Source organism: Rubritalea sp. (genome assembly GCF_051252225.1).
Classification (GTDB): Bacteria; Verrucomicrobiota; Verrucomicrobiia; order Verrucomicrobiales; family Akkermansiaceae; genus Rubritalea.
On record NZ_JBPOGE010000007.1, the window covers coordinates 193,287 to 218,105 of the forward strand.

The window sequence follows — 24,819 nt, forward strand, 5'->3', positions numbered from 1 at the left end:
ATAATGAGCTGGATCCAAGAAAATAAATTTACAGCCACATTAGCAGGGGTGACCCTTGTAGGGGCGATTGCTTTAATCGTCCTAGCTAGTGGGGAAAGCGGAGATTTTGAAGAAGCGCAAAATGCGTTAAGCAAGTCTCTAAAAGAAGAGCAAAGTCTTCAAGAGGGGGTGCCATATCCGGACCCAAGTAATGCAGAGGCATATAGGCAGAATGTGATGGACTACGCGAAAGTTACACATTCTCTTCAGCGTGACTATAATCGCTATAAACCTAAAGCTGAGGAGGTGCAGGATTTTGCGCCAGACCAGTTTAGTAAAAAGGTAAGTGGTTATCGTAATCGTCTGAACAAGGAGTTTCAGTCCAATGGTGTGGAGCTTCCAGAAGGCTGCTATTATGGCTTTGAGGCATACTCCAGTACCTTCCCTCGTCAAGCAGCCACGGGTGAGCTTAATTATCAGATGAAAGCCCTAGAGTGGTTATTAGGTGATTTAGCTAAGCATAAGCCAGAGGCTCTTATAAATGTCGTGCGGCCAGCCATCGAGGTGGAGGCTAAACCGAGGAAAGGAGAGAGAAATCCAAGAAAAGGGCAGGCTGATGAGAAAGTTTATGATGTCTATCCTTTGGAGCTGTCTTTCCGGTGCTCCGAGAATAGTTTTAAGCGATTCTTAGAGAATGTCGCTAGCTCGAAAGAGTACTATTTTGCAGTGAATGCAATGCGTATTCAAAATGAGCGCCAGACGCCACCGAATACGACAGATGCGAAGTTCCCTGTCGCGGCTGTGCAGGAGTCGACTTTCGATAGTTTTGATTCGTTCGGAGATTTTGAAACAGAAACCACAGAGGATGAGGTAGTGGAAGAAGTTGTTGAGGCACCAGAAGAGATGAAAGTCGCAGTAGCCTCAGATACGGATGATAAGCGCCTGTTGATGCAAATTTTAGGTGATGAACAAATCAATGTGTATCTGAAGTTGGATCTCATTGTTCTTAAGCAAGAAGGCATTAAGTTGCCAAAGGTGTCAGACGAAGAAGTATAACAAAATATCAGTATGTCTTGGATACAGGAAAATTATGAAAAGGCAGCTCTCGGTGGAGCTGTAGTTGTTCTCGTAGGAGTAGCGGCACTAAGTCTCATCGGTGGCGATGATGTTAATGCGAAAGCTTTAAGCTTTGATCGTAATGATGACCCGAGTGTTGCAGCTCTAGCTGATGCTACGAGTGTGCTTGAGGGCCGTAGTGCGCCAGCGCAAATCAGGGAGAAAATTGTTGGAGGTCGTGAAGTTGGTCTCTTTGCTGGACAACCACTCTATGTGAAGGAGGGGCAGTCAGATGCTGTCGATCTTTACGATAGTGAAAATGTCCACCAAGGGATAGCTAACGATTGGTGGCGTAAGTATGGTATTGACCCAGGCTTCGCCAACTCAGCTGATCGTGACTTCGATAAAGATGGTTTTACGAATAGAGAAGAATTTGAAGCAAAGACGAATCCTGCTGACGTTAATGCATATCCCAATCTGATCACTAAGCTTGAACCGGAGGGGGTAAGCATATTTAAAATGCAAATGCGCTGGAGTGTTTTCAATGCAGATCAGATAACTATGTATTATCAGGATAACCTGAAGCGCCGTTTTAACGAGAGAGTCTCTGTTGGAGATGCATTTTTCGCTCATCAAGATGACGGCCTTCAGAACCGTTTTAAGCTGTTAGGCAAAGTTGAAGGACAAGAGGGACCTAACGGTCGAGTTCAGGATGGCTATGAGGTGCAGGATAATACTCCGCGCTTCAAGGGTGAGCCCCGAGCTAAATTTGTAATATGGCGTCGCGGTAATCAACCCGGTGGCTTTACAGAGATTCAGGATCGTTCCGTCGAATTTCGTTTGAACGCTCTTGGAAAAGAAGGTGAAAGATTCACTGTTTCTGAGCTCGAGACATTTTCGTTGCCTTACGATAGTGATACCAAAAAGCGCCCATACCGTGTCGAATCTATCGATCCTCAAGGAGATCAATATGCTGTAACGATTAGTTATTCTGAAGGGGGAGTGAAGACCTCTAAAGATTTTATCGTTAATAAATAATGTTAGTTTTTATTAGTTAAAATCATATAAATTACGCTAATCCAGACTAACTAGAATTCTAAAAATTGTAGAATTCTAAAAAAAGTACTTCACAAGCCCCCCATCATTAGAAGAACCTACCCACCAATCATGGAAAAAATACCTACGCATCGTTCCAGTCGCACTGCTGCCGTTCTTATGGCGGCGGCTGCTGTTATGCCGCTTTCTTCCCATGTAGCACACGCTGACTCTCTTGTCCAACAAGAGGTTGCCCGCCGTGCCGCACAAGTACAAGAAGCGGATGCCGCATTGCTTGAAGGTCGTAAGCTTTATGCTGAATCCAGATATGAAGAAGCAGTAGCTGAATACAAAACAGCACTCAGCCTTCTTCCTTCTGGTCCAGCTGTCGCTGATCGTCGTCACGCATACACTGGTCATCTAGTAGATGGCTCAATTGCTCTTACCCAGCAGTACCGTAGACTCGGTCGTTATCAAGAAGCACGTGAGCTACTCACAGAAGTTCTTAATAAAGATCCGCTCAATATGGCTGCAAAGCAGCAGCTTGAGTATCTAGACGACCCTATTCGTACGAACCCAGTTCTGACATACGAACACACTCAAGATACCGAAAAAGTACGTAAGCACCTTTATCGTTCCGAAGGTTATTTTAATCTAGGGCAGTACGATAAAGCTGAAGATGAGTATAAAGAAATTTTACGTATCGATCGCTACAATAAGGCAGCTAGACGTGGACTCGAGAAAATCGCGGATACGAAAGCTGATTACTATCGAGCGGCGTATGATCAGACCCGTGCAGAGCTTCTAAAAGAAGTTGATGCAGCCTGGGAACTCACTGTTGCACCTCGTGTACAGTTCGATAATGACCTTACTGGTGCTTCACAGCAGGATGTTACAGGTGCTCTGTACATTCGCCGTAAGTTGCAGAATATCACTCTTCCTCTCGTCGACTTCCAAGATGTATCAGTTACAGATGCTATTGACCAATTACGTCAACGTGCTCGTGAGCTAGATACACTTGAGTTAGATCCAACTAAAAAGGGCGTTAACTTTGTAGTTATTAGTGCTAAGTCTAGTAGCTCCGCAGATGATGCCGGAGCTTCCGAGTTCGGCGCTAGTTCTTCAGCTGGCTCAGGTACTATCGATAACCTTCAAATGCGCAATGTTCCTCTCGAGGTAGCGCTTCAACAGGTATGTGATAAAGCAGGCCTTCGCTATAAAGTAGAAGATTACGCTGTTAAGCTTCTTCCTTTATCTGAGTTTGAAGATACAGAGCTTTACACTCGCTCATTCAGTGTTCCACCTGATTTCATGACACTTATCGGCGATACAAGTGGTGGAGGTAGTACAGCTAGCTCCGATCCATTTGCTGACCCTGTAGAAAGTGGAGGCGGTGGCGGTATCGCAGCGACTCCTCCTGTTAGAGATCTTCTCGAGAAGAGCGGTGTAGTATTCCCAGAAGGCACTACAGCTAGTTTCTCTCGTGCACGTTCTGCTCTTACTGTACGTAATACAGCGAACAATCTCGATATCGTCGAGCAGCTTGTAAACGACATAAAGAATCAGAAACCTAAGCAGATTCGCATCGCGACGAAATTTGTAGAAGTTACTCAAGAGAATACTGAGGAGCTAAGCTTCGACTGGATTCTTTCACCTGCGACACTTAACGGTTCAGCTACAGCGTTCCTAAGTGGTGGTACTATCGGTAGTGGCTCTGCACGAATTGGTTCAGATTTCACCTCACCTCAAATACCTGGTATTCCGAGTAATCCGAATGCTGATGTATCGAATATCGTGACTGCTGGTAATCGCACGGGTTCTTATGCTATCAGTCGAAATGCGATTGATGCATTTTTGAATAATCCAAACCGCCTAGCTTCAGGTAACACTGCAGCTCCAGGTATTTTATCTCTTTCAGGGGTATATGGTGACGGACAGGTTCAAATGATCATGCGTGGTCTTTCACAGAAAAAAGGAGCAGATATTATGACGGCTCCGAGCATTGTTGCTCGTTCAGGTGAGAAGGCGACTATTGAGATTATTCGTGAGTTCATTTATCCTACTGAGTACGAGCCACCAGAGCTTCCAAATAGTGTAGGCAGTAATAATACTGGGACTACTGGACTCTTAGGAACTACTAGCTCCTCAACAAACTCCTTCCCTGTAACTCCTGCGACTCCGACAGCATTTGAGACTCGCAATACAGGTGTGATACTTGAGGTTGAGCCAACTCTTGGTGATGATGGTTATACCATCGACCTTCGTTTCGCTCCTGAAATTGTAGAGTTTGAAGGATTCATCAACTATGGTTCTCCGATTCAGACTTCAGGTACTGATGCACTAGGTAACCCAGTTACCGTGACTCTCACTGATAACCGTATCGAGATGCCAGTATTCTCCACACGTCGTGTGACTACAGGTCTCACTATCTATGACGGTCATACCGTGGCTGTTGGTGGACTGATGAATGAAGATGTACAAAAGGTTGAAGATAAAGTGCCAATACTTGGTGACCTTCCGCTTATTGGACGTCTGTTCCAATCTAATGCAGAGAACCACACGAAGAGTAATCTTATTATCTTCACGACAGTGAACATCATTGATGCGACCGGTAAGTCTGTGCGTAACAGCATGGGTGAGCTTGATGCATCAGGTGCTCCATCTCTCGGAGGTGGCGACGGCTTACTTCCTACGATTAAATAATCTAACGATTATCCATTGATTGATTTTAACGGGGTAGCACGATGTGGCTACCCCGTTTTATTGTTATGAGAGTGCTGGGTCTAACTGGGGGGATAGCGACTGGAAAGTCGACAGCGGTGACATATTTCCAAAAGTTAGATAGGAGCGTTTGTGTGTTTTGTGCTGATGAATCAGTTGCGAAACTCTATTCTCAAACTGAGGTTTTGGAGGTCATTCGAGAGATTTCAGGAGAGGACTCAGTCCTTGAGGGAGGTGTACTAAACCGTACTTGGTTGCGCGAAAGATTGTTTTCAGATGTTTCTCTTAAGCAAAAAATCCAGGATTACATCCATCCTTTGGTGAGAAAAGATTGTCTTGAAAGTCTGGAGAAATCACGTAGAAATACTTTAACGTCATCGTTCATTGCAGACGTGCCACTTTTGTTTGAAGGGGCCTTTGACTTCGGTCAGGATGCAAATCTGGTGGTCACTGTATCGCGTGAAACGCAAATCCAGAGGCTAATAATGAGGAACGGATTCGATGGCGCGACTGTTCAGGCCATTCTTGCGGCACAACTTCCCATTTCTCATAAGGAGAGGTGTGCCGACGTTGTGTTTTGGAATGAAGGGCCTGTAAGCGTGTTAGAAGCACAAATTCAAAGATTTATAGAAAATAAGTACCAATGAGTGAGGAAAATGCATCACCAGAAAACGAATCCGAAATCGTAAGTTCACCTGCCGAGCCAGTAATTGAAAAAAAGGAAGAGGCGAAAATCGAAGTGCCGGAATTTATCTGTGTGAACGAATTTCGAGAAAAGCCCTTAGCTGAGCTTCATGAACTTGTAGAGTCTCTGCCAATCCGTTCGCAAGCGACGGCTACCAAGAGTCAGCTCGTTTTTGATGTCCTTTCTTTTTATGCCAAGAATGGAACAGTACTCGAGGGCGAGGGATACATGGAGCAGGCGAAAGATAATTACGCGATGCTACGTGACCCGATGCGTTCATTTAAGACTTCACCCGATGATTTGTATGTCGGTGGTGACTTGATTCGTAACCATGGTCTCTTAGTGGGACAAAAAGTGAAGGTTCGCATGCGTGCTCCACGCGGAAGAGACAAGTATCTCTCAGCGATGGAGGTGCTAGAGGTCGAGGGGTTACCGGTAGCAGAGTATGTGAAGCCAAAAGATTTTGATAAGCTGACTCCGATGTTTCCCAATGAGCGGATCATCCTCGAGAATGGTAAAGAAGGTGGCATCGGTGTGCGCCTGATTGATCTTATTGCACCACTCGGCAAAGGTCAGCGTGGTCTTATTGTTGCACCACCACGTGGAGGTAAGACTATTTTACTGAAGCAGGTAGCCAAATCTATTCGTCACAATCATCCTGAAGTGGAGCTCATTATTCTTTTGTTGGATGAGCGTCCTGAGGAGGTGACTGATTTTGAAGAGACCGTCGATGCACATATCTTTAGTTCTACATTTGACGAGCCTGCTCGACGCCATGCTCAAGTAGCAGATCTCGTACTCGAGCGAGCTAAGCGAATGGTGGAGATGGGTAAAGATGTTGTGCTCTTACTTGATTCACTCACTCGTCTTGCCCGTGGTCATAACAATGCCCAGAGTAGTGGTCCTATTGGGAGTGGTGGTGTGAACCCTGCAGCACTCCAGAAATCTCGCAAGTTCTTCGGAGCTGCTCGAAATGTTCAAGAGGGTGGCTCGCTTACAATTTTAGCATCTGCTCTTATTGAAACCGAAAGCCGAATGGACGAAGTCATTTTTGAAGAGTTCAAAGGAACTGGTAACATGGAAATCCGTCTTGATCAGGACCTTGCAGAACGCCGTATTTACCCAGCAATCCATATTCCACAAAGTGGAACGCGTAATGACGATAGACTTTACCATCCGGATGAGATGCGTGCTGTGTTAGAGGTCCGCAAGGTTGTTGCAGCACTTCCTGTTGGGGACGCCATTATGACTTTGTTGAAGGCATTGGGCCAGACGCAGACGAATACTGAACTATTATTGAAGGGTATAACTCGCTAACCTCCCTTTATCTAACAAATTTCGTAAAATTATGATTCAAACCACCCAAGAACTTACTGAATTCCTAGCAGGGTGCAAAGGGGACTTTAAGGCGTTGGATACTGAGGCCGATAGTCTGCACTGTTACCATGAGAAGCTTTGCTTATTGCAGTTTAGTGACGGTGAGCGCCATGCACTTATTGATCCGTTAGCTATTGATGATCTCAGTCCTTTAAAGGACATGATTAATGAATCTGAGTTATGGATGCATGGTGCTGACTACGATATCGTGCTCATGCGTCGTGATCTTGATTCTATACCGCCTGTAGTATGGGATACTCAAATTGCGGCACGTTTGTTAGGTGTTCGTAAGTTTGGCTATGGGAATTTAGTGGAGCATTACTTAGGTGTTGAGCTTGAGAAGGCGTCACAAAAAGCGGATTGGTCAAAGCGTCCTCTCACTGAGAAGATGGCTGAGTATGCTATTAACGATGTTCTCTATCTTAAGCCTATGGTTGATATGCTGCTGGCACAATTGAAAGAGAAGGGGCGCTATGAATGGTTCGTAGAAAGCTGCGCTCAAGCGCGCACAAAGGTGCTGGATCGTCCTCAGTCCAAAGAGGATCCGTGGCGTATTCAAGGCGCGGGTCGCCTTAATCCTAATGGTTTGCTCTACCTTAGAGCTCTTTGGTATTGGCGTGATGGCGAAGCATCAGAGTGGAATAAGCCGCCTTTCATGGTCTGTGGGAATAAGCAGCTTATGGCGTGGGTAGCGGATATCCAGTCGAGCAAGCCGATCGAGCTGCCGAAACATTTTCGTGCTACACGCAGGAAGAGTTTCTATTCTGCGATCGAGGAGGCGCAACAGGTGCCTGAGAATCTCTGGCCGCAGCGAGTAACTGCGGCAAAGCGTAGAGTGAAAGACGAGGCTTTTGACGAAGCCTGTGCCGCGCTCGCTGCGAAGCGTGACCAAGTCGCCGAGGAGCTTGATATCGACAGCTCGCTGATTATTTCCAAAGCTGCTATCGAAGCTATTTCTGCGAATGAAGTTACTGCCGCAGAAGTGCTGATGAAATGGCAATGTGAGTTGCTCGGGATCTAGTTGATTTTCATTGATTTAGAAGGCTCTTTGGCGTGTTCGCTAGAGAGTCTTTTTGGTCTCTAACTCGACGATAAAAAAAGTATCAAAAGCGGGTGCTTATTCCTTGTCTTGCAGGGTGAAAATCATACCTTTGTCAGACTCATGTCTGACACACCTATTGAGCCCGAAGAGGCTGATACAAATGTTTCCGGTGAACAGGAATATGGCGCTTCTCAAATTGACAAGTTGGAGGGTTTAGAAGCCGTCCGTAAGCGCCCTGGAATGTACATCGGAGATCCCGATATACGTGGCCTGCATCACTGTGTATTTGAAGTTCTAGATAACTCAATTGATGAACACCTAGCAGGTTACTGTAAGGTGATCGATGTAGCTATCCATGTGGACGGCTCCATTTCTATCGAAGACGATGGTCGAGGCATCCCAGTAGATATTCACCCTAAATTTGGCATTCCAGCCATCGAACTTGTACTTACGAGCCTCCATGCAGGTGGTAAGTTTGGGCAAGGTGCCTATAAATACTCTGGTGGTCTACACGGAGTAGGCGCGAAATGTGTGAATGCTCTTTCCGATTGGTTTAAGGCGGAAGTCACACGTGAGAATAAAGTGCATCAGATTACGTTCGAGCGCGGCAAGACTGTCCAGCAACTGAAAGTAATCGGAGAGGCTCCATCCGGGAAAACTGGCACGAAAGTGACGTTCTATCCAGATGCGACAATCTTTGTTGATACGATTCTTTTCGAATTTGATCGCTTAGCGACACGACTTCGCGAGCTTACTTTCCTCAACCCTGGACTCACTATTGTCCTTGAGGACGAGCGCCCAGAGAGCCGTAAGAAGGAAACATTCTTTTACGCTAAAGGCATCGAGGAATTCGTGACTCAGCTTGGTGAGAATAAGACTACAGTGCATGAGGCACCAGTGATTCTCCGTGGCAAGCGTAAGGTAGAGATCGATTACGACGGAAAAGTCGTGGAAGATGACGTTTTCGCAGATGTCGTTTTTCAGTACAATGATAGCTATCAAGATAACATTCTGTGTTACGCGAACTCCATTCCCAATGCGGATGGCGGCGCGCACCTTACAGGTTTTCGTGGTGCATTGACACGTTCAATTAACCAATACGCAAAAGCGCATAAACTACTTAAGGATAAGGATCCGGCTCTTTCTGGTGATGATGTTCGTGAGGGTATTATCTGCGTGATCAGTGTGAAAATGCCGAACCCGCGCTTCAGCTCACAAACCAAAGATAAATTGGTCAATGCTGAGATCGAAGGTGTGGTTGGTTCTATCGTTTACGAAGGACTGCAGGAATATTTCGAGGAGAATCCGAATCTCGCAAAGCAGATTATCGACAAGGCTGTCAACGCCTCGCGTGCACGTGAAGCCGCTCGTAAGGCGCGTGAAACGGTACGTAAATCAGTCATGTCTGGTGGCGGTCTTCCAGGTAAACTGGCGGATTGCTCAGAGCGCGACCCTGCGAAGTCTGAAATCTATATTGTGGAAGGTGACTCCGCTGGTGGTTCTGCTAAATCTGGTAGAAATCGTATTAATCAAGCTATCCTTCCGCTGCGCGGTAAGGTGATCAATGTCGAGAAAGCGCGACTTCACAGAGCGCTGCAGAACCGAGAAATCCAAGCAATGATCACCGCGATCGGTGCAGGCATCGGTGAAGGTGATCAAGAGGGCGCGTTCAATATTGAAAAAGTCCGTTATCATAAAGTGATCATCATGACGGATGCGGATGTCGATGGATCTCACATCCGAACATTGCTTCTTACTTTCTTCTGTCGCCATATGGCAGACCTAGTTAAGGCTGGTTATCTCTACATTGCTCAGCCTCCGTTGTACAAAATCACACGTAAAAAGCGTGAAGAGTACATCGCGGATGATGCGGCGCTGAATAAAATTCTTATCGAGCTCGGCTCTGAAGATGTGCGTCTAGTTAAGGATGGCATAGATGCTGTGACTGACGCTGACGTATTACGTAGTGTGTTAGATTCACTAGCTCAACTCAAGGGGTTCACATCGGCTCTCGAAGGCCATGGCGGAAGCTTCCGTGATGTTCTCGATGCACGCGTTGATGGTCATTTGGCTGAGTTCATGGTGCGCGTGCGCCACGGTAACGAGGAATTTATTCACTACATTCACACCGAGAGTGACCTGCTGAAGTTTGCCGCTGAAAACCGCGATCTTCGCCTCTTCGGTGAAGAAATCACGGAAGAAGAGGAAGCTGAATTTAAAGAGCGATTTGACGGAGTTCAGCGTCGCGGGATGAAGCACGAGCTTCACGAAGCACACGCAATCCAGAAAATCCTCGAGCGAATCCAAGAGCTTGGAGTTCCTACTGAGCCATTCTTCTCAGAAGACAAGCCTCTGTTTGAGTTGGTCGAAGGCAATGGTGATGATGCTGTTGCAGTGCCTGTATTCAACTTGTTCGAACTACTCGCTACAGTCCTTGAAATTGGTCGTCGCGGTATGCGTATCCAGCGATTCAAGGGTCTTGGTGAGATGAATGCGAAAGAGCTTTATAACACTACTATGGATCCGAACTCTCGCCAACTCCTTCGTGTGCGTCTCGATGAAGAGAATGCGATCGAAGCTGATAAAATGTTCGATGTTCTGATGGGAGACATCGTTGAACCACGCAAGCGCTTCATCGAAGACAATGCGCTCAATGTCCGCAACCTAGATGTTTAAACCACGCTACTAACACTTTAGAGAAAAACTATTATGTCATTTGACTCAATTAAGCTGATTAACGTGGCGGACGAGATGTCCAACTCCTTCTTGGAGTATTCCATGTCAGTGATTATTTCCCGTGCATTGCCAGATGCGCGTGATGGCCTAAAGCCGTCACAGCGACGCATCCTTTATGCAATGCTAAACGACCTATCGCTTTCTCCAGGCAAGGCGCACCTTAAGTGTGCCCGTATTGTCGGTGATACGATGGGTAAATATCACCCGCACGGTGATAGCTCAATCTACACCACTTTGGTGAACATGGCTCAGCCGTGGACGATGCGTGAAACGCTAGTCGACGGTCAGGGTAACTTCGGTTCTGTGGAAGGTGATGCAGCAGCTGCTATGCGATACACTGAGGCCCGCCTCACGCATATGGGTGCTGCGATGATGAACGATCTCGATAAAGAGACCGTTGACCTGAGACCAACCTATGATGAAACGCGCGACGAGCCAGTGGTTCTTCCCGCAGCTATTCCAAACTTATTGGTAAATGGTGGTACTGGTATTGCAGTTGGTATGGCTACTAATATCCCAGCCCACAACATGGGTGAGGTAATTGATGGTGTCTGTGCGCGTATCGATGATCCACAAATCTGCGTGGAAGACATGCAGAAGATCATCAAGGGACCTGACTTTGCTGGTGCTTGTGAGATTCGTGGATTCAAAGGGATCGACAGTTACTTTCGTACAGGCCGTGGCAGCGTGAAAATGCGTGGCACGATGGAGATTGATGAAAAAGCTTCAGGTGTTTCTGTCATTACTATCACTGAGGTTCCGCATGGTGTGAACCGTGCTGTGCTACAGCAGCGTATTGCTGAACTTGTGCGTGAGAAAATCCTTCTGGATATCTCAGGCATGCGTGATCTTTCTGATGACCAGACCCGCATTGAGATCACCCTCAAGCGCGATGCCCGCCCACAGGTGGTGATGAATCAGATCTTCAAGCTCACTTCGATGGAAACATCCTTCGGTGTGAACATGCTCGCTATTCACGAGCGTCGTCCAAAGCAGATGTCAGTCATCGACTGTCTCGACGCCTTTATTGAGCATCGCCGCGAGGTGGTGATTCGCCGTACACGTTACCTTCTTAAGAAGGCTGAAGCGCGCGCTGAAAACCTCGAAGCATTCTTGTTAGCGCTCGGACACCTTGATGATTTCATCAAGATCATCCGTGACTCTAGAAATCGCGACGAAGCGCGTGTGCGCCTCAAAGGCTACGACTTCCCTGAGAAGACTGCTGAGAGCCTCGGTATTTTACTCCGTGATCAAGCCAGTGTTATCGATGGTCGCTACGTCTTTACGGACCGTCAGGTGAATGCCATTCTTGAACTCCGCCTCTACCAGCTCACTGGTATGGAGCGTGATAAAGTGAAGGGCGAGTACGACAAGCTTCTCGAAGAAATCACTGATTTCATGGACATCATTGGTTCCGAGCAACGTGTACTTACTATCATTAAAGAAGAGCTTATCGTGATCAAAGACAAGCATGCGACTCCACGTCGTTGCCCAATCCTTCCTGACGAAGGTGAGATCGCGATCGAAGACCTTATTGCCAATGATGGCATGATTGTGACCCTTTCAAATAAAGGCTACATCAAGCGCACACCGAGTGCCGAATACCGCGTGCAAGCGCGTGGCGGTAAAGGTGTGAAAGGGATGGAGACTCGCAATAAGAGTGATGAGAAAGACTTCGTTGAACTACTCTTCTCTGCTCAAGCGCATGATTACTTGATGTTCTTTACCAATACAGGACGCGTCTTTGTCGAGCGAGTCTACGGTCTTCCTGAAGGCTCTCGTTCTTCCAAAGGACGCAGTATTAAGAGCGTGCTCAATCTAGGCCCTGATGAAGCGATCGCGGCAACTCAACGACTCGAACGTCAGCTGGATGAAGAAGGAAATGATATCACGCTCACAGCGCAAGATAAGTTCCTCATGTTCGCGACACGTTCAGGTAAGGTGAAGAAGACAGCACTGGCTGACTTCAAGAACTACCGTAAGGACGGTATCATCGCGATCAAGCTCGATGAAGGGAATACCCTAATCGATGTCCGACTCACTTCTGGTGATGACGAAGTAATCCTAGTGACTCGCAACGGTCTCTCACTTCGCTTCACTGAAGACCAGGCACGTGCTCAAGGCCGTGCAACTGCCGGTGTTGGTGGTATCAAGCCAGTTGGCGATGACTATGTGATCGGTATGGCGATTGTGAATGAAGAGGGAACTCTCCTTGTGGCTTCTGAAAATGGTATTGGTAAGCGTTCTCCGTTTGCTGACTACCGCGCTCAGACTCGTGCTGGTAAGGGGATTATCACTATGAAATGCAATGAGAAGACCGGTAAAGTAGTCGGCGCAACCATGGTGCTTCCTGAAGACGAGTTGATGCTCATGACTTCTGATGGTCAATCAATCCGCATCCGCTGCGCAGATATCCGTGAAGCAGGTCGTAACACCTCTGGTGTGAAACTTGTTAGCATGAAGGATAGTGTGAAGCTGCTCGATATTGCGCGTGTTGTCCCAGATGATGAGGACGATGAACTCGAAGAAGGAGAAGAGGCACTTGAAGAAAATGAAGGTGCTGAGGTTTCAGAAGATTCCGGCACAGAGCCAGAAGTATCTGAAGAATAAGCATTTCTTTCTAAGTAACATTTTAAACCTGCATGGCGCCTTCGCTGTGCAGGTTTTTTTGTAGATGTTTGGCGGCCTTAATTGTTGGGTTGCTGGGGTGATCAAGAAATGCTAGCAATGCGCGATGTCTCATCCACGCACTCAACGCATTTTTCAGATATTGCTAGCAATGATGCTGGTAGGATCTGTGAGCGCAAACAGTTTGGATGAACGGCTTGAGATTGAGCATACTAAGCAGTTAGAGCAGATGCGCTCTCGCTTTAAGTCACTTCGCGATCCGTATCGGATTCCTCAGAAAGTGAAGGTGATAGTGGAACAATATGATGGCTCCAGTGAGCGGCACCAATATTCATGGCAGCGTGATATTCCCGTAACTATTTTCTGGGTGGGTGAGGATTCAAGTCAGAATAATCCAACACACAATCACGCGAGCTCTTGGGACCCTAAGTGGCGCGATAGTTATGGCGGAGTGGATGATCCGAACGATCGGAACGGTTTTTTTCCCGCGAAGTTTCGTCCTAAGATGAATCCATTTTACATCGCTTTGCCCTATAATGATGTGGCGCGTGGCGGTGGAAGATTTAAGCCAGAGGCGTCAAAAATCATAAAATGGTTTTGGCGAGCGGCAAATGCACCAGGAAGGTCAGTGTGTAAGGGTCGTTGGTTAGCGATCCATGTAGGACATAAAGTCTGTTATGCGCAGTGGGAGGATTGCGGTCCATTTTACACAGATGACTACGCCTATGTGTTTCAGGGGCGACAACCAAAGCCGAATCGCAACGGTAATGCTGGTATAGATATCAGTCCTGCAGTACGGGATTTTCTTGGTGTGAAAAGTGGGCAGCGTGTCTCTTGGAGGTTTGTCGAGGCTGAGGAAGTGCCCACTGGCCCTTGGGAGCCATGGATCATGCCCCAAGGGTGATCTGCTGTAAGGGTTTTCACCATAGAGTGCCGAAAGTTATTTTTTCTCATTTAGTCTGAGAGAGTAATTTGGTTGGTTCCGTATGGGTACATGTCTTGACTCTATTTTATCTCAAATCCTGTTTGTGTTTGATATGAGGAATAAGAAATACGAACCTTCCTAACATCTATTATGAAAAGCTTTTCACTCACCACACTCACTCTCGCGGTAGCGGCATCGTCGCTTTCTGCGGAACAACCAGCAGACCATCTCGTATTTAAAGGCGACCCATCACTGCCTGGTCAAAATAAGCATGTCGTCTTGATTGCTGGCGACGAAGAGTATCGTTCGGAAGAAGCAATGCCGATGCTGGCTCAGATTCTCGCTAAGCAAGGTTTCCAATGCACTGTGTTGTTTTCCATGGATAAGGAGAACAAGTTTGTGGATCCATTAAATCACAAGAGCTTGTCCTATCCAGAGGCATTAGATTCTGCTGATGCTTTGGTCTTGGGGATCCGGTTCCGAAACTGGCCAGATGCGACAAATGAAAAATTCATGGCAACCTTCGAGCGCGGAGTGCCCGTTTTAGGCTTACGTACAACTACGCATGGTTTTAAAATCAAAGGCGGCTCGGACTATGCATTTTTAAACTTTAACAGTAAGTCGAAAAAAATGCGTGGAGGCTTTGGTAAGCAAGTACTTGGAGAAACTTGGGTTTCTCATTGGGGGAAGCATGCTTTTCAGGGAACCCGCACGATTGCGGAGGAAGCGAATAAACAGCATCCTGTGCTAAATGGTGTAGAGTCTATCTTTTGTAAGTCAGACATCTATGAGGCAAAGCCTTTAGATCCATCGACTATTCTTCTGCGTGGTCAGATCACTGAGAGCTTAGAGTCAGACTCAGCAATTGTGACCGAAGGTAAAGGAGCCACCCTGCAGCCAGTCGCTTGGACTAGGAACTATAAGCATGAAAATGGTAATGAGAGTAAGATCGTCACTACTACTATGGGCTCCGCTGATGATCTTCTAGATGACAACCTAAGACGTCTAGTTGTCAATGGTGTCTTCTGGGGGCTTGAGCTTCCTGTGCCAGAAAAGGCAGATGTCTCCTTTGTAACTGCCTATAATCCTACAATGTTCGGCACGAAGACATTCCCGGCGATTCCGAACGATCCACGTGTTCCTTATGTTAAGGGACGCACACCAAGTGATTTGATCACCTTAGAAAAAGGCGAGTAAGCGATACTTTTTAGAATACCGATTATTAGCTAAAGACGATGTATAAATCGACCCTACTCTTTCTCGCTGCTGTCCCGTTGCTTCATGCAGCGGAGCTCAATGTAGCCAAGTCCCCTGACCACCCTTATGCTGATGTGAAGCAAGGGCGCGAGGGATACCGTTTCGCTGGTGAAAAAACCAATGAGGTCCGGCTCTATGACTTCTATCAGAGGCAGGCAGATTTCTACATGGATCCAGCCAATGAGGTGCCGGAAATCATTCCCGCCTATCCAGGTCTAGATGGTGGAAAGCACGGTCATTGGGGGAAGAATAACCAAAACAACTACAAGGATCCGCGTTGGAATAAAATGGGGCAGTCCCAGTTTTGGGGTCAGGAAATGGATAATGTAGTCACGGATTCCGTCAGTGTTCAGATTGATCCTAAGCAGAAGCTCTACGCCGCATTTTCACCAAAAACAAACCTGAGTTTCTACCGCTTATGGAGTGGTAACCAGCCGCAGTTGAATCCATCTCGTTGGGGGATCGGGCGTGGTGTGACAGTGAAAGGGAAGGTGGCCTTCAATACGAATGCCAAGAATGTTAAATCTGCATACGACAGAAGTAAGCCGAGTACTGCGAGTGTTGGTTGGCTTGTCGATAGAGCCAAGCAAGAATACCTCGGAATGTACGACACCCAGGGAATCTCCGTGTTCGCCTATAAAATCGATGGTTCTGAAATACTCGATGCTATGCAAGGACTGCCGGATGGAGTCTATCAACGTACTTTGGAATTCGTCTCTGGCTTCAAAGGAGCTGATGTGGCGCTTTTCGATATCAAAGCAAAATCTCTCAAGGTTTCTGATGGAGTAGCGAGTGGTCAGCTTGCTGACGGCAAGACCAAGTTCGTCGTGCGCGTGCAAGCTGCCGGTAACAATACCTTTAAGGCTAAGGGGAGTTCTCTCGTTCTCAGTGTTGCAAAACAGTCTGCGGGCAGTGGAATGAACATCTTCATGAGTGTCGATCAGAAGGCTCTGAGTGATGATCTCGCTACAGCGGAAAAGGGCGCGATAAGGGAAAGGCTTTCAGATACCATCAAGAAACCAGCGTCTCGTTGGACAGATGACATGCACTCCTTAGCTGTCACCAAAGCAAAAGATGATGCCGCCTATGTGGTCGATGATTTTGAAATTCCGCTTAAGAATAAGAACAATTCGATGCTGTTCCTTTCTGGAATCGACTTCAATAAAGAGGGGGCAGCTTTCGTTTCCACCTTGATGGGGGAAGTCTACAAGGTCACTGGCCTGACTGGTTCTCAGACTAAATGGCAAAAGATTGCCACGGGCTTGAATCAGCCACTAGGTCTCCAAGTGTGGGATGAAAAAGTCTATGTGTTAGAGCGCGAGCAGATCACTGAGCTCCAAGATCTTGATGGGGACGGAGAGACTGACTTTTACCGTAATTTCTCAAACACCTTCCCTACTCAAATGGGAAGTCACACCCATACCTATGGGCTTGAGCGCGATGCTGATGGGAACGTTTACTTTGTCTCCGGAATCACAGGCTACCGCCTCTCACCTGATGGTAAGGAATACACTACGCTCAGTACTGGCATTCGTAATGGTATGGGCTTCGGCTCAATGTCAGACGGCACGATGCTGGCTGGCCCTCAGGAGGGAACTTCGACACCTGCCTCAGCTATACTGGAACTCAAAGAAGGAGATAACCACGGCTTTAAAAATAGGGACTCACTCACTACTCCTCTAGGCTATGTGCCGCGTGGTATTGATAACTCCACAGGTGGATTCCTAGAAGTAGAAGATAAGCGCTGGGGTCCACTCGGTAAGCAGGGGCTCATCAGTGTCTGTTATGGCTACGGGTCTTGGTACCAGATTCTCTTCGATAAGAGTTTTAGTAAGGGGCAAACCCGCCAGATTGCGACTGTTCCTATGCAGGGAGAGTTCGCGAGTGGAGTCTTGCGTGCTGCAGTGAATCCTATTGATGGGCAGGTCTACACTGTGGGTCTCGACGGCTGGGGCGACTATTCGCTTGCTGATGGTTGCTTGCACCGTATTCGCTACACTGGAAAGCCGATGTATGAGCCAGTAGGCTTTGCGACCTCGGACAATGGAATTACAGTGCAATTTGATAATGAGCTCGATGCTTCATTCGTGAAAGACTCGAAGCACTACTTTGCGCAAATGTGGGATTATAACCACTCCAAGCAATACGGTTCTCCTGAGTTCTCTCTCAAGAAGCCAAAGTCGCTCGGACACGATCCACTCACAGTGAAGAGCGTACACTTGTTGGCAGATAAAAAGTCTCTATTCGTAGAGATCCCAGATCTTCAGCCGGCAATGCAGATGCATCTTCGCATGCACCTCAAGTATGCCGATGGCACTGAGTTTAAGACCGACCTTTTCCCAACACTTGCCAACCTAGGCGAGTTCAAGAAATTTGCTGGAGCCGCACCGAAGCAGGATAAAAACCGAGAGTTCGTTCTGCGCAGTGACCGGGTGGCAGGTGAAGTGGAAGAATTAGACACCCAGTCTGGAGAATCAGACGATCACGCGAAGAAAGTGGTGATAACCACGACTCCGGGCCTCAAGTTCGACAAGACGAGCTTCAAGGTGAAAGCCGGCGAGTCCGTCGCGCTGGTTCTCAAAAATGGAGACGTCATGCCGCACAACTTGGTGATTGTGAAACCGGGTAAGAAGCAGGCCGTGGGTGAAGCCGCCTTCAAAATGCTCAGTGACCCAGAAGCTCTGAAGAAGAGCTATGTGCCAGATGATAAGTCAGACGTAGTGACCTTCACCTTCGTGGTTGACCCGAAAGGCTCACACACGACTTACTTCAATGCTCCCGAGCAGAAGGGCGAATACCCATTCATCTGTACTTTCCCAGGCCACTGGCAAGTGATGCAGGGCAAAATGATTGTCGATTAGAGAGTCACTCTCACAAAACTTCAACAATGGCCGATTTCCTTATAATGTGGATTTCGGCCATCTGCATGTGGGGTATTCGTGAAACCTGTTCTTGTTAAGGTGATGCCAATGCGGAGAATTGGTCGTATATGATGCGAATGATACAACTCTCAAAAGTCCTTCTGCTTTTATTTACTAGCAGTTTTATGGCAGGAGCGCAGACGGTAACAGAGGAAGAAAAGAGCTCCACAGTTCTGATTACGGGTGCGAACCGCGGATTGGGTCTCGAGCTGGTTAAGCAATTCCTCAAAGACGGCTATACCGTCTATGGGACTGCTCGCTCGCCAGAGAAGGCGGTGGAACTCAAGGAAACGGGTGCGAATGTTCTGCAGCTTGATGTCACTTCGCAGGAAAGCATTGATGCGATGGCAGCTTCGCTCGACGGAGCTCCGATCGATATTTTGATTAACAACGCTGGCTATTTTGGACCGAAGTTGATGACCGAGAAGCCGGATACCATAGAGACTGTCACGCGGGATGAAATGAGTCTTTGCTATGAAGTGAATACCACGGGGCCGGTCTTTGTGACTCAGGCGCTGTTGCCCAACCTTAAAGCTTCAACACAGAAAAAAATCATCAATATGTCCACCAGAGCAAGTATCATCACTAATGGAGGAGGAGCCAGAGCTGTGGGCTATCAAGTGAGTAAACAAGCGCTCAATATGGTGACAAACATCATGCACTCGGGTCTAAAAAAGCAGGGCTTCATCGTTGTTTCCCTAGCACCAGGTCACAACAAGACCGATATGGGCACTGAGCGCGGGAAGTTAGATCCGGCGCTCTCCATGGAGAAGCTCAAGAACGTCATAGAAACGCTCAACAAAAAGCAATCAGGTGGCTTCTGGTACTACGATGGCACGCGCCTGCCTTGGTGATTTGGAGCCTCGTCTTGTGAGGCAATGTTAATTTTAAGCGTAATGTGTCCAGAGTCGAAGCACCTTCACTGTATGTTCTTCTTCAAGAACTTCATAAACTAGTTTCTGCTGAATATCGATCCTTATGGAGTAAGCTCCCTTCAAGTCACCTATTAGAGCTTCGAAAGGTGGTGGAGGTCGAAGACTCGGCTCTGTTTTTGATGACGGTGAGGATGGAGTTTTGAATTTGGTTCATGGTCCATTTTGACCAGATGCCAGCGTACCCGTTGAAGGGGGTAGAGAGTCGGTGGTTGCTGGTGAGGATGAGTTTACAGCCGTTTTTGGTGGGCTCGATGGTGTAGGAGCCGTCGAGGACATCATAGAATCTTCCGCCGACGATGATGTGTTGGTCGAATGCAGTGTGTGGGATAAATTCGGGGTCAGCTTCGATAGTGAATGAGAGTTTTTTGTTGGGGCTGAACTCGGTGACGACTTCGAAGAATGAGACGTCACGTTCGAAGGTGGCGAGGCGTTTGCCGCCGACGCGGTGGTGGTCGATTTCAGCGGCGATAGGTTTGGGGAAGTCGAGGAGGTAGATCCATTGTGAGGGGAGTTCATCGGATCGGATGGCGGGGACGGAGACAATTTCTGCCCAGACTTGTTCGGGGGGAGAATTAATTTCGATGGTATCTGTGATGGCAACTTGTTGGTGGGGTTTATGCCAAAAATTTTCGAGTGGGGCGGAGAAGAAGGGTAGCAGGGCGATGAAGCTGATCTGGAGGTTCCCTGATGACTTTTTTAGCAAGAAAGCCATGATGATCCCTCCGATCATAGCTGAGGGCGCCATGATGGGTACAGCGACGATGACGCAGAGGACGGCTTCGAGGTCAGTGATGATTGAGACGAAAAAGGCGAGCGTGATGACGATGAGCGGCGCCCAAATTTTCCAGAAAGTGGATGGTCCGACGAATTTGAAGCCGAGGAAAGTGACGAGAGCTCCGAATGCGAAAGGGAGGATACAGATGAAGGACCATGATACGATGGTACCGTAGTTTGCGAATGCGTTTGAAGCAAAGAGAAGGCGGGCGAAGAGCCCGTAGAGGAGTGCGACACCACATACGATGAGGAAGGTAACAGGAGGTTTGGAGGTCGGGCGTTCTGTGGTCATTTAAGCTAGCGTATCGCTCAATCTCGGAGGTGACAAGGTCGAGATGTTAGAGACTGCATTAGCTCTCAAAGGCTGGTTGCGGAACGGTCAACGGTGGAAGACAGCGCCTTGTTGGCATCACGCTCCATTGTCCTCTCAGGAGCGCATGAGTAGCGCGTGCTCTTCTTCCAATGAAAGGAAGCGCCACTCTCCGAGTTCGAGGTCGAGCTTGAAACTTCCAATGCTGACTCGATTCAGTTTCAAGACCTTTAAGGGGGTCCCAAATTTGGGGTCTTTCAGCGCTCCGAAAAGCCGGCGGATATGACGGTTCTTTCCTTCGTCAATTTTGACTAGGAGTTTTGTTTTCGCACCTCCGAAGCCTTTCTTTTCGACGCTTAGCAATTTCAGTAGACCTTCCGAGCTATTCACTCCCTTCAGAGCCATGGCAATGTGTTCGTCCGTGACGTGACCTCTGACCCAGATCTCGTATGCTTTAATGCAATTCCCTGGATTGGTTAGAGCGTCGCCAGTTTTTCCGTCGGTAGTGAATAAGAGAAGCCCCCTTGAATCTAGATCAAGACGCCCGACGGGCATCCATCCGTCTTTGAAAACCCAATCTGGCAGTAGATTGTAGACTGTTTTTCGCCCAAGTTCGTCAGAGCGTGTGACCACATAGCCTTTAGGCTTATTGAGTGCTAAAAGTATTTTTGAATCGCTGGATGTACTATGCATTAGGTATGGAAGGTAAATGAGGCCACAACGATGCTATATCTGAAGCCTCACGGAGGCCATCAACTACACTTTGCAGTGGTTTCGCGTAAACACAGTCGTCCATAAATAGCATGGCAGGAAAAGCTAATATCTCATCACCAGTGGAAAATTCTCCTCGAATGTCATCACGATTCCCCCGCGGGTCGATCTTGTGCCATTGCGAGGTGCTTTCAAGAAAGACAGCATTCAAGCCGTGCAACGCCATGGAGTTAGGTGTGGAAGAGAGATCATTCTCAAAAAGTTGGTAGCAAAAGCCACAAGGTATTCCTTCTAATCGCATCATCACTGCGACCAAATGGGATTTAGCGAAACAAATTCCAGTGCCTTGTTCAAACACATCAATTGCGGAACAAGTCACAATATCTCCTTCGATATCCTTGGTGTGTGGAATGGTGTCGCGAACCCATTTAAAGATAGCTCTAGCTTTACTAGCATCACTTTCGATACCTTGAACTATTTCTTCAGTCTTCTCCCGAATTGCATGATTCACAGAAACTATTTCATCAAACTGCAGGAACGCTTCTAATTTATCTGGGACGAGTTTCATTGTTTTACAGGATTTTATAGTTAGGCGCGATGTTGGCTTTTCCCTCTTCTCACTTGTTGGCGTTTCATTTGAGGTGCTTTTTTACAAGGTAGCCGATTGCTTCATCGCACTTATTGAAACCTTCTTCTCCTCCATAGTTACACATGGCAAAAGCAGCGAAACCACGCTCTGGAGCAATCCAGATCACGGAGTAAAATATCGTGTTAGATCCAGTATGAGTGAGTACTTTTCCATTTGCGATCTTTGTATTAGGACGGTTTCTCTCCACGGCTGAGCATGTCCATGAATTTTTGGAACCTGCGCAGTCTCGTTTCTGGTTTCTTGGCACTCTCTAGGCCATTGGCAATGACGTAATGATTCGATTTCGTGAGGGAGTCGTAGAACTCTTTTGCGGCTGGATGCTTTTCTAGAGCTGCTAGAAAGTCAGTAGGGACTTTTATTTCACTTACTTTGTAGGCGTTCTTCCAGCGACTGTCTTCCTTTGCTGCACGGACATGCACGAGACCAGCTTCATGCATTCTACCTTCGCGGATCAGGCGCTCGACATGTTCGGTATTGCGTTTTGACCAATTGCTTGCGCGCTTTCTAGGAGTGATGCGCTGGAGGTAGGCTTGCTCATCAAGCGATTTCTTAATGCCATCTATCCAGCCCCAACAAAGACATTCGATGACGACTTCGTTCCAGGTCACACTGGTAATCTTCGACCCTTTTTTGAAGATCTGGACCCACAGTTCAGTCTCGGACGCATGGTGTACTTCTAACCAAGCGTGGAGATCCGTGGGCGACTGGAACGCTTTTATTTTAGATGGATCTGCCTCAAGCATATATACGAGTTTTTTAGAGAGTAGATAATTCTCTTAAGAATTAGAGCCTAATAAGTCGGAAAATATTGAGTGACGTTGTGAGATAGCCAGAGATCTATCTTTTTACTGATTTTCGTTCTGCGGTTTTCGCCATGTGAACAGTCCAATCACACCCGTGAGCAGACCGACGTATCCCGGCCAGCTTGGAGGGATTGCGCCTGTCGCTATGTTCTCGATCATCTCCCGAAATGACCAAGTTGGATGTTCACCGCCCAGAAGCAGTCTGCGATTATCATCGAAGATCTCTGAAATGGCTTCATTTGAGGTGTTTTCAGATGCCCACCGATGGAGGTCGCCCTCCAGTTGCATCTCGCGCAACCTTGTCGAGGTGTTGATCGTATTGACGACTTTGCTCAGTACGGTTCATTTCGCTTTCAACATTAGCTAGTCGAGTTGCAGCTCGATTTTTCGGTGAATGGGCCATTAATAAATTATGTGAGAGCCCCTATGTTTTAGGCTTAAACATGTTGGCGACTATTTTGACTGTTCTCTTTCGTGATACGAATCTAGGTATTAATGACATTAAGTAATTCATTGTACCTGATACTGTATACATTCTATTTGCTTCGTAAGCCACTAGTGCAGAATTAACGACATCGCACGCTGGAGCTAATCTCATTTTGGACGTGTCGGCATTTGCCTTTTCCATAAAGCGAGACTCTGTAGTTCCAGGACACAAGGCCATGACATGGACATTCGTATCCATTAGCTCCCCAGTGAGAGCTTCTGAAAAGCTTAGTACAAAAGCTTTAGATGCGCCATAAACAGCCTGATAGGGAAGCGGCTGGAAAGAGCCAATAGAAGCTACGTTAATAATCCCGCCAGTGTTTTTAGCTCTCATTCTAGGTAAACATAGATGAGTGAGTTCCACTAAGGCGTTAATATTTAACATTAACATGTTATGATAAATTTCAAAACATTCTTCAGAAAATTCACAAAATCTTCCAAAGCCTGCATTATTTATCAAGTAATCAACCGAAAGGCCTAAACCGTTTATTTGAGCAACTAAATTTCTAGAGCTATTTGGTCGGGTTAGGTCAGTAGCAATAGTTTTAATCCAAATGTCAGTACATTGACACTCTAGCTCTTCTTCTAACTTTGTTAGGTCACTTTGAGTTCTTGCAATTAGGATTAAATTAGCACCTTTGTTAGCGAGCTGTGTCGCGAATTCTTTTCCAATCCCAGAAGATGCGCCAGTTATTAATACCGTTGTGTTTTTAAAGTTTAGTTTGTTCACTATAAATTATTACTTAATTTCTAGTGAACTGTAACCCTTCCCCTAAAGGGCAAGGTCAAGGGAAATTTTTAGCTAAATCGAGTTTGAATTGACGCAAACTTTCCTTTTTTAATAAAATATCTGCTGCTTCTTTTTCTAGGGCTGATATTTTTTTATCTATCAGTAGATACACTAAATCTAGGGGTAGTTTCTTTTCCTCCGCTTTTTTAGCTACTATTTCTTTGATTTCAGAGAGGCTAAATCCCAGTGCTTTAGCACGACAAATCATACTTATAACAATGACGTCATGTTCAGTATAGATACGGTAGCTACCTTTTCTGTCAGGTTGCGTGATGAGGCCGATTGATTCATAGTGCCGAATCGCTTTACGAGTTGCTCCTGTTAATTCAGAAACACGACCTATTAACATAGTAGTACTCATGAGTGGTGACCGAGGGATTAGGGTAGGGCCATCTGTGTGGAGGCTAGCGTTCCACCACATTGTCATTGTGGTAGATGAGAGAGAAGCGTGCTTTGCTGGTATTGCGGAGGCTGTCTCGGGTCTCGGTGTAGGACATCATGAGAAACAGTCCTGAAACGGGTTCGATGTGGTAGCTCACTGCATCTGTGACGAACTTGTCTTTACTGGTGTCACGCTTCTTTCCGCTGAGTTTGAATGGACCGTGCTGAGAGGTGAGGGTGCTACGCGCTTCGTTCCACTTCATTTTCGCGGTGGAGAGGCTCCACTTGGGATCGGCGAAATTCAGGGTGACTTCGTAGAGTTTCCCTTTGTTAAAGCGTGCTTCGAGTGAGCTGGCTTCGTGGCTAGGTAAGTTCCCTGTTGAGTTCTTGATGATGACGTGGCGCTCGTCTCGCTGGTGTCCAGGGAGACTGAGAGTCACATCGAGCTTCTGGTTTTCAGCCCAATCAAAAAGCTTTTGAGGAGAATCCCCCCACTTCAAACCGAAGGGAGGGGAGAGCAATGCTTGCGCTTGGGAAAGTGCGCAAGCGATGAGCCAGAAGCTAAAGATGAGAAGGGTAGATCGCATGAATGATGGGGTGTTTTCTAATACAGACCTT

21 protein-coding genes and 1 pseudogene are annotated in these 24,819 nt (G+C 47.1%); 12 read left to right on the top strand and 10 right to left on the bottom strand.

Features of this window, described 5'->3' with window-relative positions:
- Positions 1-3 precede the first annotated feature (3 nt).
- The 12 genes from ACSHX2_RS09170 (at position 4) to ACSHX2_RS09225 (ending at position 19,216) form a co-directional block, all read left to right on the top strand.
- Complete coding sequence (locus tag ACSHX2_RS09170; protein ID WP_435692635.1) at positions 4-1,035, top strand: Amuc_1100 family pilus-like protein; 1,032 nt, start codon at positions 4-6, stop codon at positions 1,033-1,035.
- A 12-nt stretch (positions 1,036-1,047) separates the two neighbouring features.
- Complete coding sequence (locus tag ACSHX2_RS09175; protein WP_435692636.1) at positions 1,048-2,073, top strand: Amuc_1099 family pilus-like system protein; 1,026 nt, start codon at positions 1,048-1,050, stop codon at positions 2,071-2,073.
- Positions 2,074-2,202: 129 nt separating this feature from the next.
- Positions 2,203-4,773 carry an Amuc_1098 family type IV pilus outer membrane protein gene (locus tag ACSHX2_RS09180; protein WP_435692637.1) on the top strand — a complete coding sequence of 857 codons (2,571 nt, stop codon included), beginning with the start codon at positions 2,203-2,205 and terminating at the stop codon, positions 4,771-4,773.
- A gap of 65 nt (positions 4,774-4,838) precedes the next feature.
- Positions 4,839-5,438, top strand: coding sequence for a dephospho-CoA kinase (gene coaE / locus ACSHX2_RS09185; RefSeq protein ID WP_435692670.1), 600 nt, complete (start codon positions 4,839-4,841; stop codon positions 5,436-5,438).
- Entirely contained in the window at positions 5,435-6,793 is a 1,359-nt protein-coding gene (gene rho / locus ACSHX2_RS09190) for a transcription termination factor Rho (RefSeq protein WP_435692638.1), read from the top strand. Before coaE ends, rho begins: the two co-directional genes overlap by 4 nt.
- Positions 6,794-6,824: 31 nt before the next feature.
- Positions 6,825-7,874 (top strand): ribonuclease D, encoded by a 1,050-nt coding sequence (locus tag ACSHX2_RS09195; RefSeq protein WP_435692639.1) that lies wholly within the window; start codon positions 6,825-6,827, stop codon positions 7,872-7,874.
- 141 nt (positions 7,875-8,015) lie between these two features.
- On the top strand, positions 8,016-10,571 hold the full coding sequence (gene gyrB / locus ACSHX2_RS09200; RefSeq protein ID WP_435692640.1) for a DNA topoisomerase (ATP-hydrolyzing) subunit B: 2,556 nt from the start codon (positions 8,016-8,018) through the stop codon (positions 10,569-10,571).
- Positions 10,572-10,604: 33 nt separating this feature from the next.
- Positions 10,605-13,241 (top strand): DNA gyrase subunit A, encoded by a 2,637-nt coding sequence (gyrA, locus tag ACSHX2_RS09205; RefSeq protein WP_435692641.1) that lies wholly within the window; start codon positions 10,605-10,607, stop codon positions 13,239-13,241.
- A gap of 124 nt (positions 13,242-13,365) precedes the next feature.
- A complete protein-coding gene (locus ACSHX2_RS09210) occupies positions 13,366-14,163 on the top strand; it encodes a hypothetical protein (protein ID WP_435692642.1) in 798 nt (265 codons plus the stop codon).
- A gap of 171 nt (positions 14,164-14,334) precedes the next feature.
- A complete protein-coding gene (locus tag ACSHX2_RS09215) occupies positions 14,335-15,381 on the top strand; it encodes a ThuA domain-containing protein (RefSeq protein WP_435692643.1) in 1,047 nt (348 codons plus the stop codon).
- A 38-nt stretch (positions 15,382-15,419) separates the two neighbouring features.
- Complete coding sequence (locus tag ACSHX2_RS09220; protein WP_435692644.1) at positions 15,420-18,302, top strand: plastocyanin/azurin family copper-binding protein; 2,883 nt, start codon at positions 15,420-15,422, stop codon at positions 18,300-18,302.
- A 185-nt stretch (positions 18,303-18,487) separates the two neighbouring features.
- Positions 18,488-19,216: an SDR family oxidoreductase gene (locus ACSHX2_RS09225; RefSeq protein ID WP_435692645.1), complete on the top strand. Its 729-nt coding sequence runs from the start codon at positions 18,488-18,490 to the stop codon at positions 19,214-19,216.
- A gap of 33 nt (positions 19,217-19,249) precedes the next feature.
- On the opposite strand, the pseudogene ACSHX2_RS09230 reads toward ACSHX2_RS09225, so the two are convergent.
- The 10 genes and pseudogenes from ACSHX2_RS09230 to ACSHX2_RS09275 all read right to left on the bottom strand — a co-directional run.
- Positions 19,250-19,393: pseudogene (locus ACSHX2_RS09230) on the bottom strand (Txe/YoeB family addiction module toxin); the annotation flags it as partial.
- Positions 19,362-20,363, bottom strand: a complete 1,002-nt coding sequence (locus tag ACSHX2_RS09235) for an SRPBCC family protein (protein WP_435692646.1) — start codon at positions 20,361-20,363, stop codon at positions 19,362-19,364. The gene ACSHX2_RS09235 and the pseudogene ACSHX2_RS09230, both read right to left, overlap by 32 nt.
- A 135-nt stretch (positions 20,364-20,498) precedes the next feature.
- On the bottom strand, positions 20,499-21,074 hold the full coding sequence (locus ACSHX2_RS09240; protein ID WP_435692647.1) for a pseudouridine synthase: 576 nt from the start codon (positions 21,072-21,074) through the stop codon (positions 20,499-20,501).
- Positions 21,067-21,660, bottom strand: a complete 594-nt coding sequence (locus ACSHX2_RS09245) for a transglutaminase-like domain-containing protein (RefSeq protein ID WP_435692648.1) — start codon at positions 21,658-21,660, stop codon at positions 21,067-21,069. Before ACSHX2_RS09245 ends, ACSHX2_RS09240 begins: the two co-directional genes overlap by 8 nt.
- Positions 21,661-21,724: 64 nt before the next feature.
- A complete protein-coding gene (locus ACSHX2_RS09250; RefSeq protein ID WP_435692649.1) occupies positions 21,725-21,928 on the bottom strand; it encodes a hypothetical protein in 204 nt (67 codons plus the stop codon).
- Positions 21,909-22,484 carry a YdeI/OmpD-associated family protein gene (locus tag ACSHX2_RS09255; protein WP_435692650.1) on the bottom strand — a complete coding sequence of 192 codons (576 nt, stop codon included), beginning with the start codon at positions 22,482-22,484 and terminating at the stop codon, positions 21,909-21,911. The genes ACSHX2_RS09250 and ACSHX2_RS09255 overlap by 20 nt, the downstream gene beginning before the upstream one ends.
- Before the next feature lie 102 nt (positions 22,485-22,586).
- On the bottom strand, positions 22,587-22,832 hold the full coding sequence (locus ACSHX2_RS09260; protein ID WP_435692651.1) for a hypothetical protein: 246 nt from the start codon (positions 22,830-22,832) through the stop codon (positions 22,587-22,589).
- Between the two features lie 136 nt (positions 22,833-22,968).
- On the bottom strand, positions 22,969-23,760 hold the full coding sequence (locus ACSHX2_RS09265) for an SDR family NAD(P)-dependent oxidoreductase (RefSeq protein WP_435692652.1): 792 nt from the start codon (positions 23,758-23,760) through the stop codon (positions 22,969-22,971).
- A gap of 55 nt (positions 23,761-23,815) precedes the next feature.
- On the bottom strand, positions 23,816-24,181 hold the full coding sequence (locus ACSHX2_RS09270; protein ID WP_435692653.1) for a MerR family transcriptional regulator: 366 nt from the start codon (positions 24,179-24,181) through the stop codon (positions 23,816-23,818).
- A gap of 43 nt (positions 24,182-24,224) precedes the next feature.
- Complete coding sequence (locus ACSHX2_RS09275; RefSeq protein WP_435692654.1) at positions 24,225-24,788, bottom strand: hypothetical protein; 564 nt, start codon at positions 24,786-24,788, stop codon at positions 24,225-24,227.
- Positions 24,789-24,819: the final 31 nt, after the last annotated feature.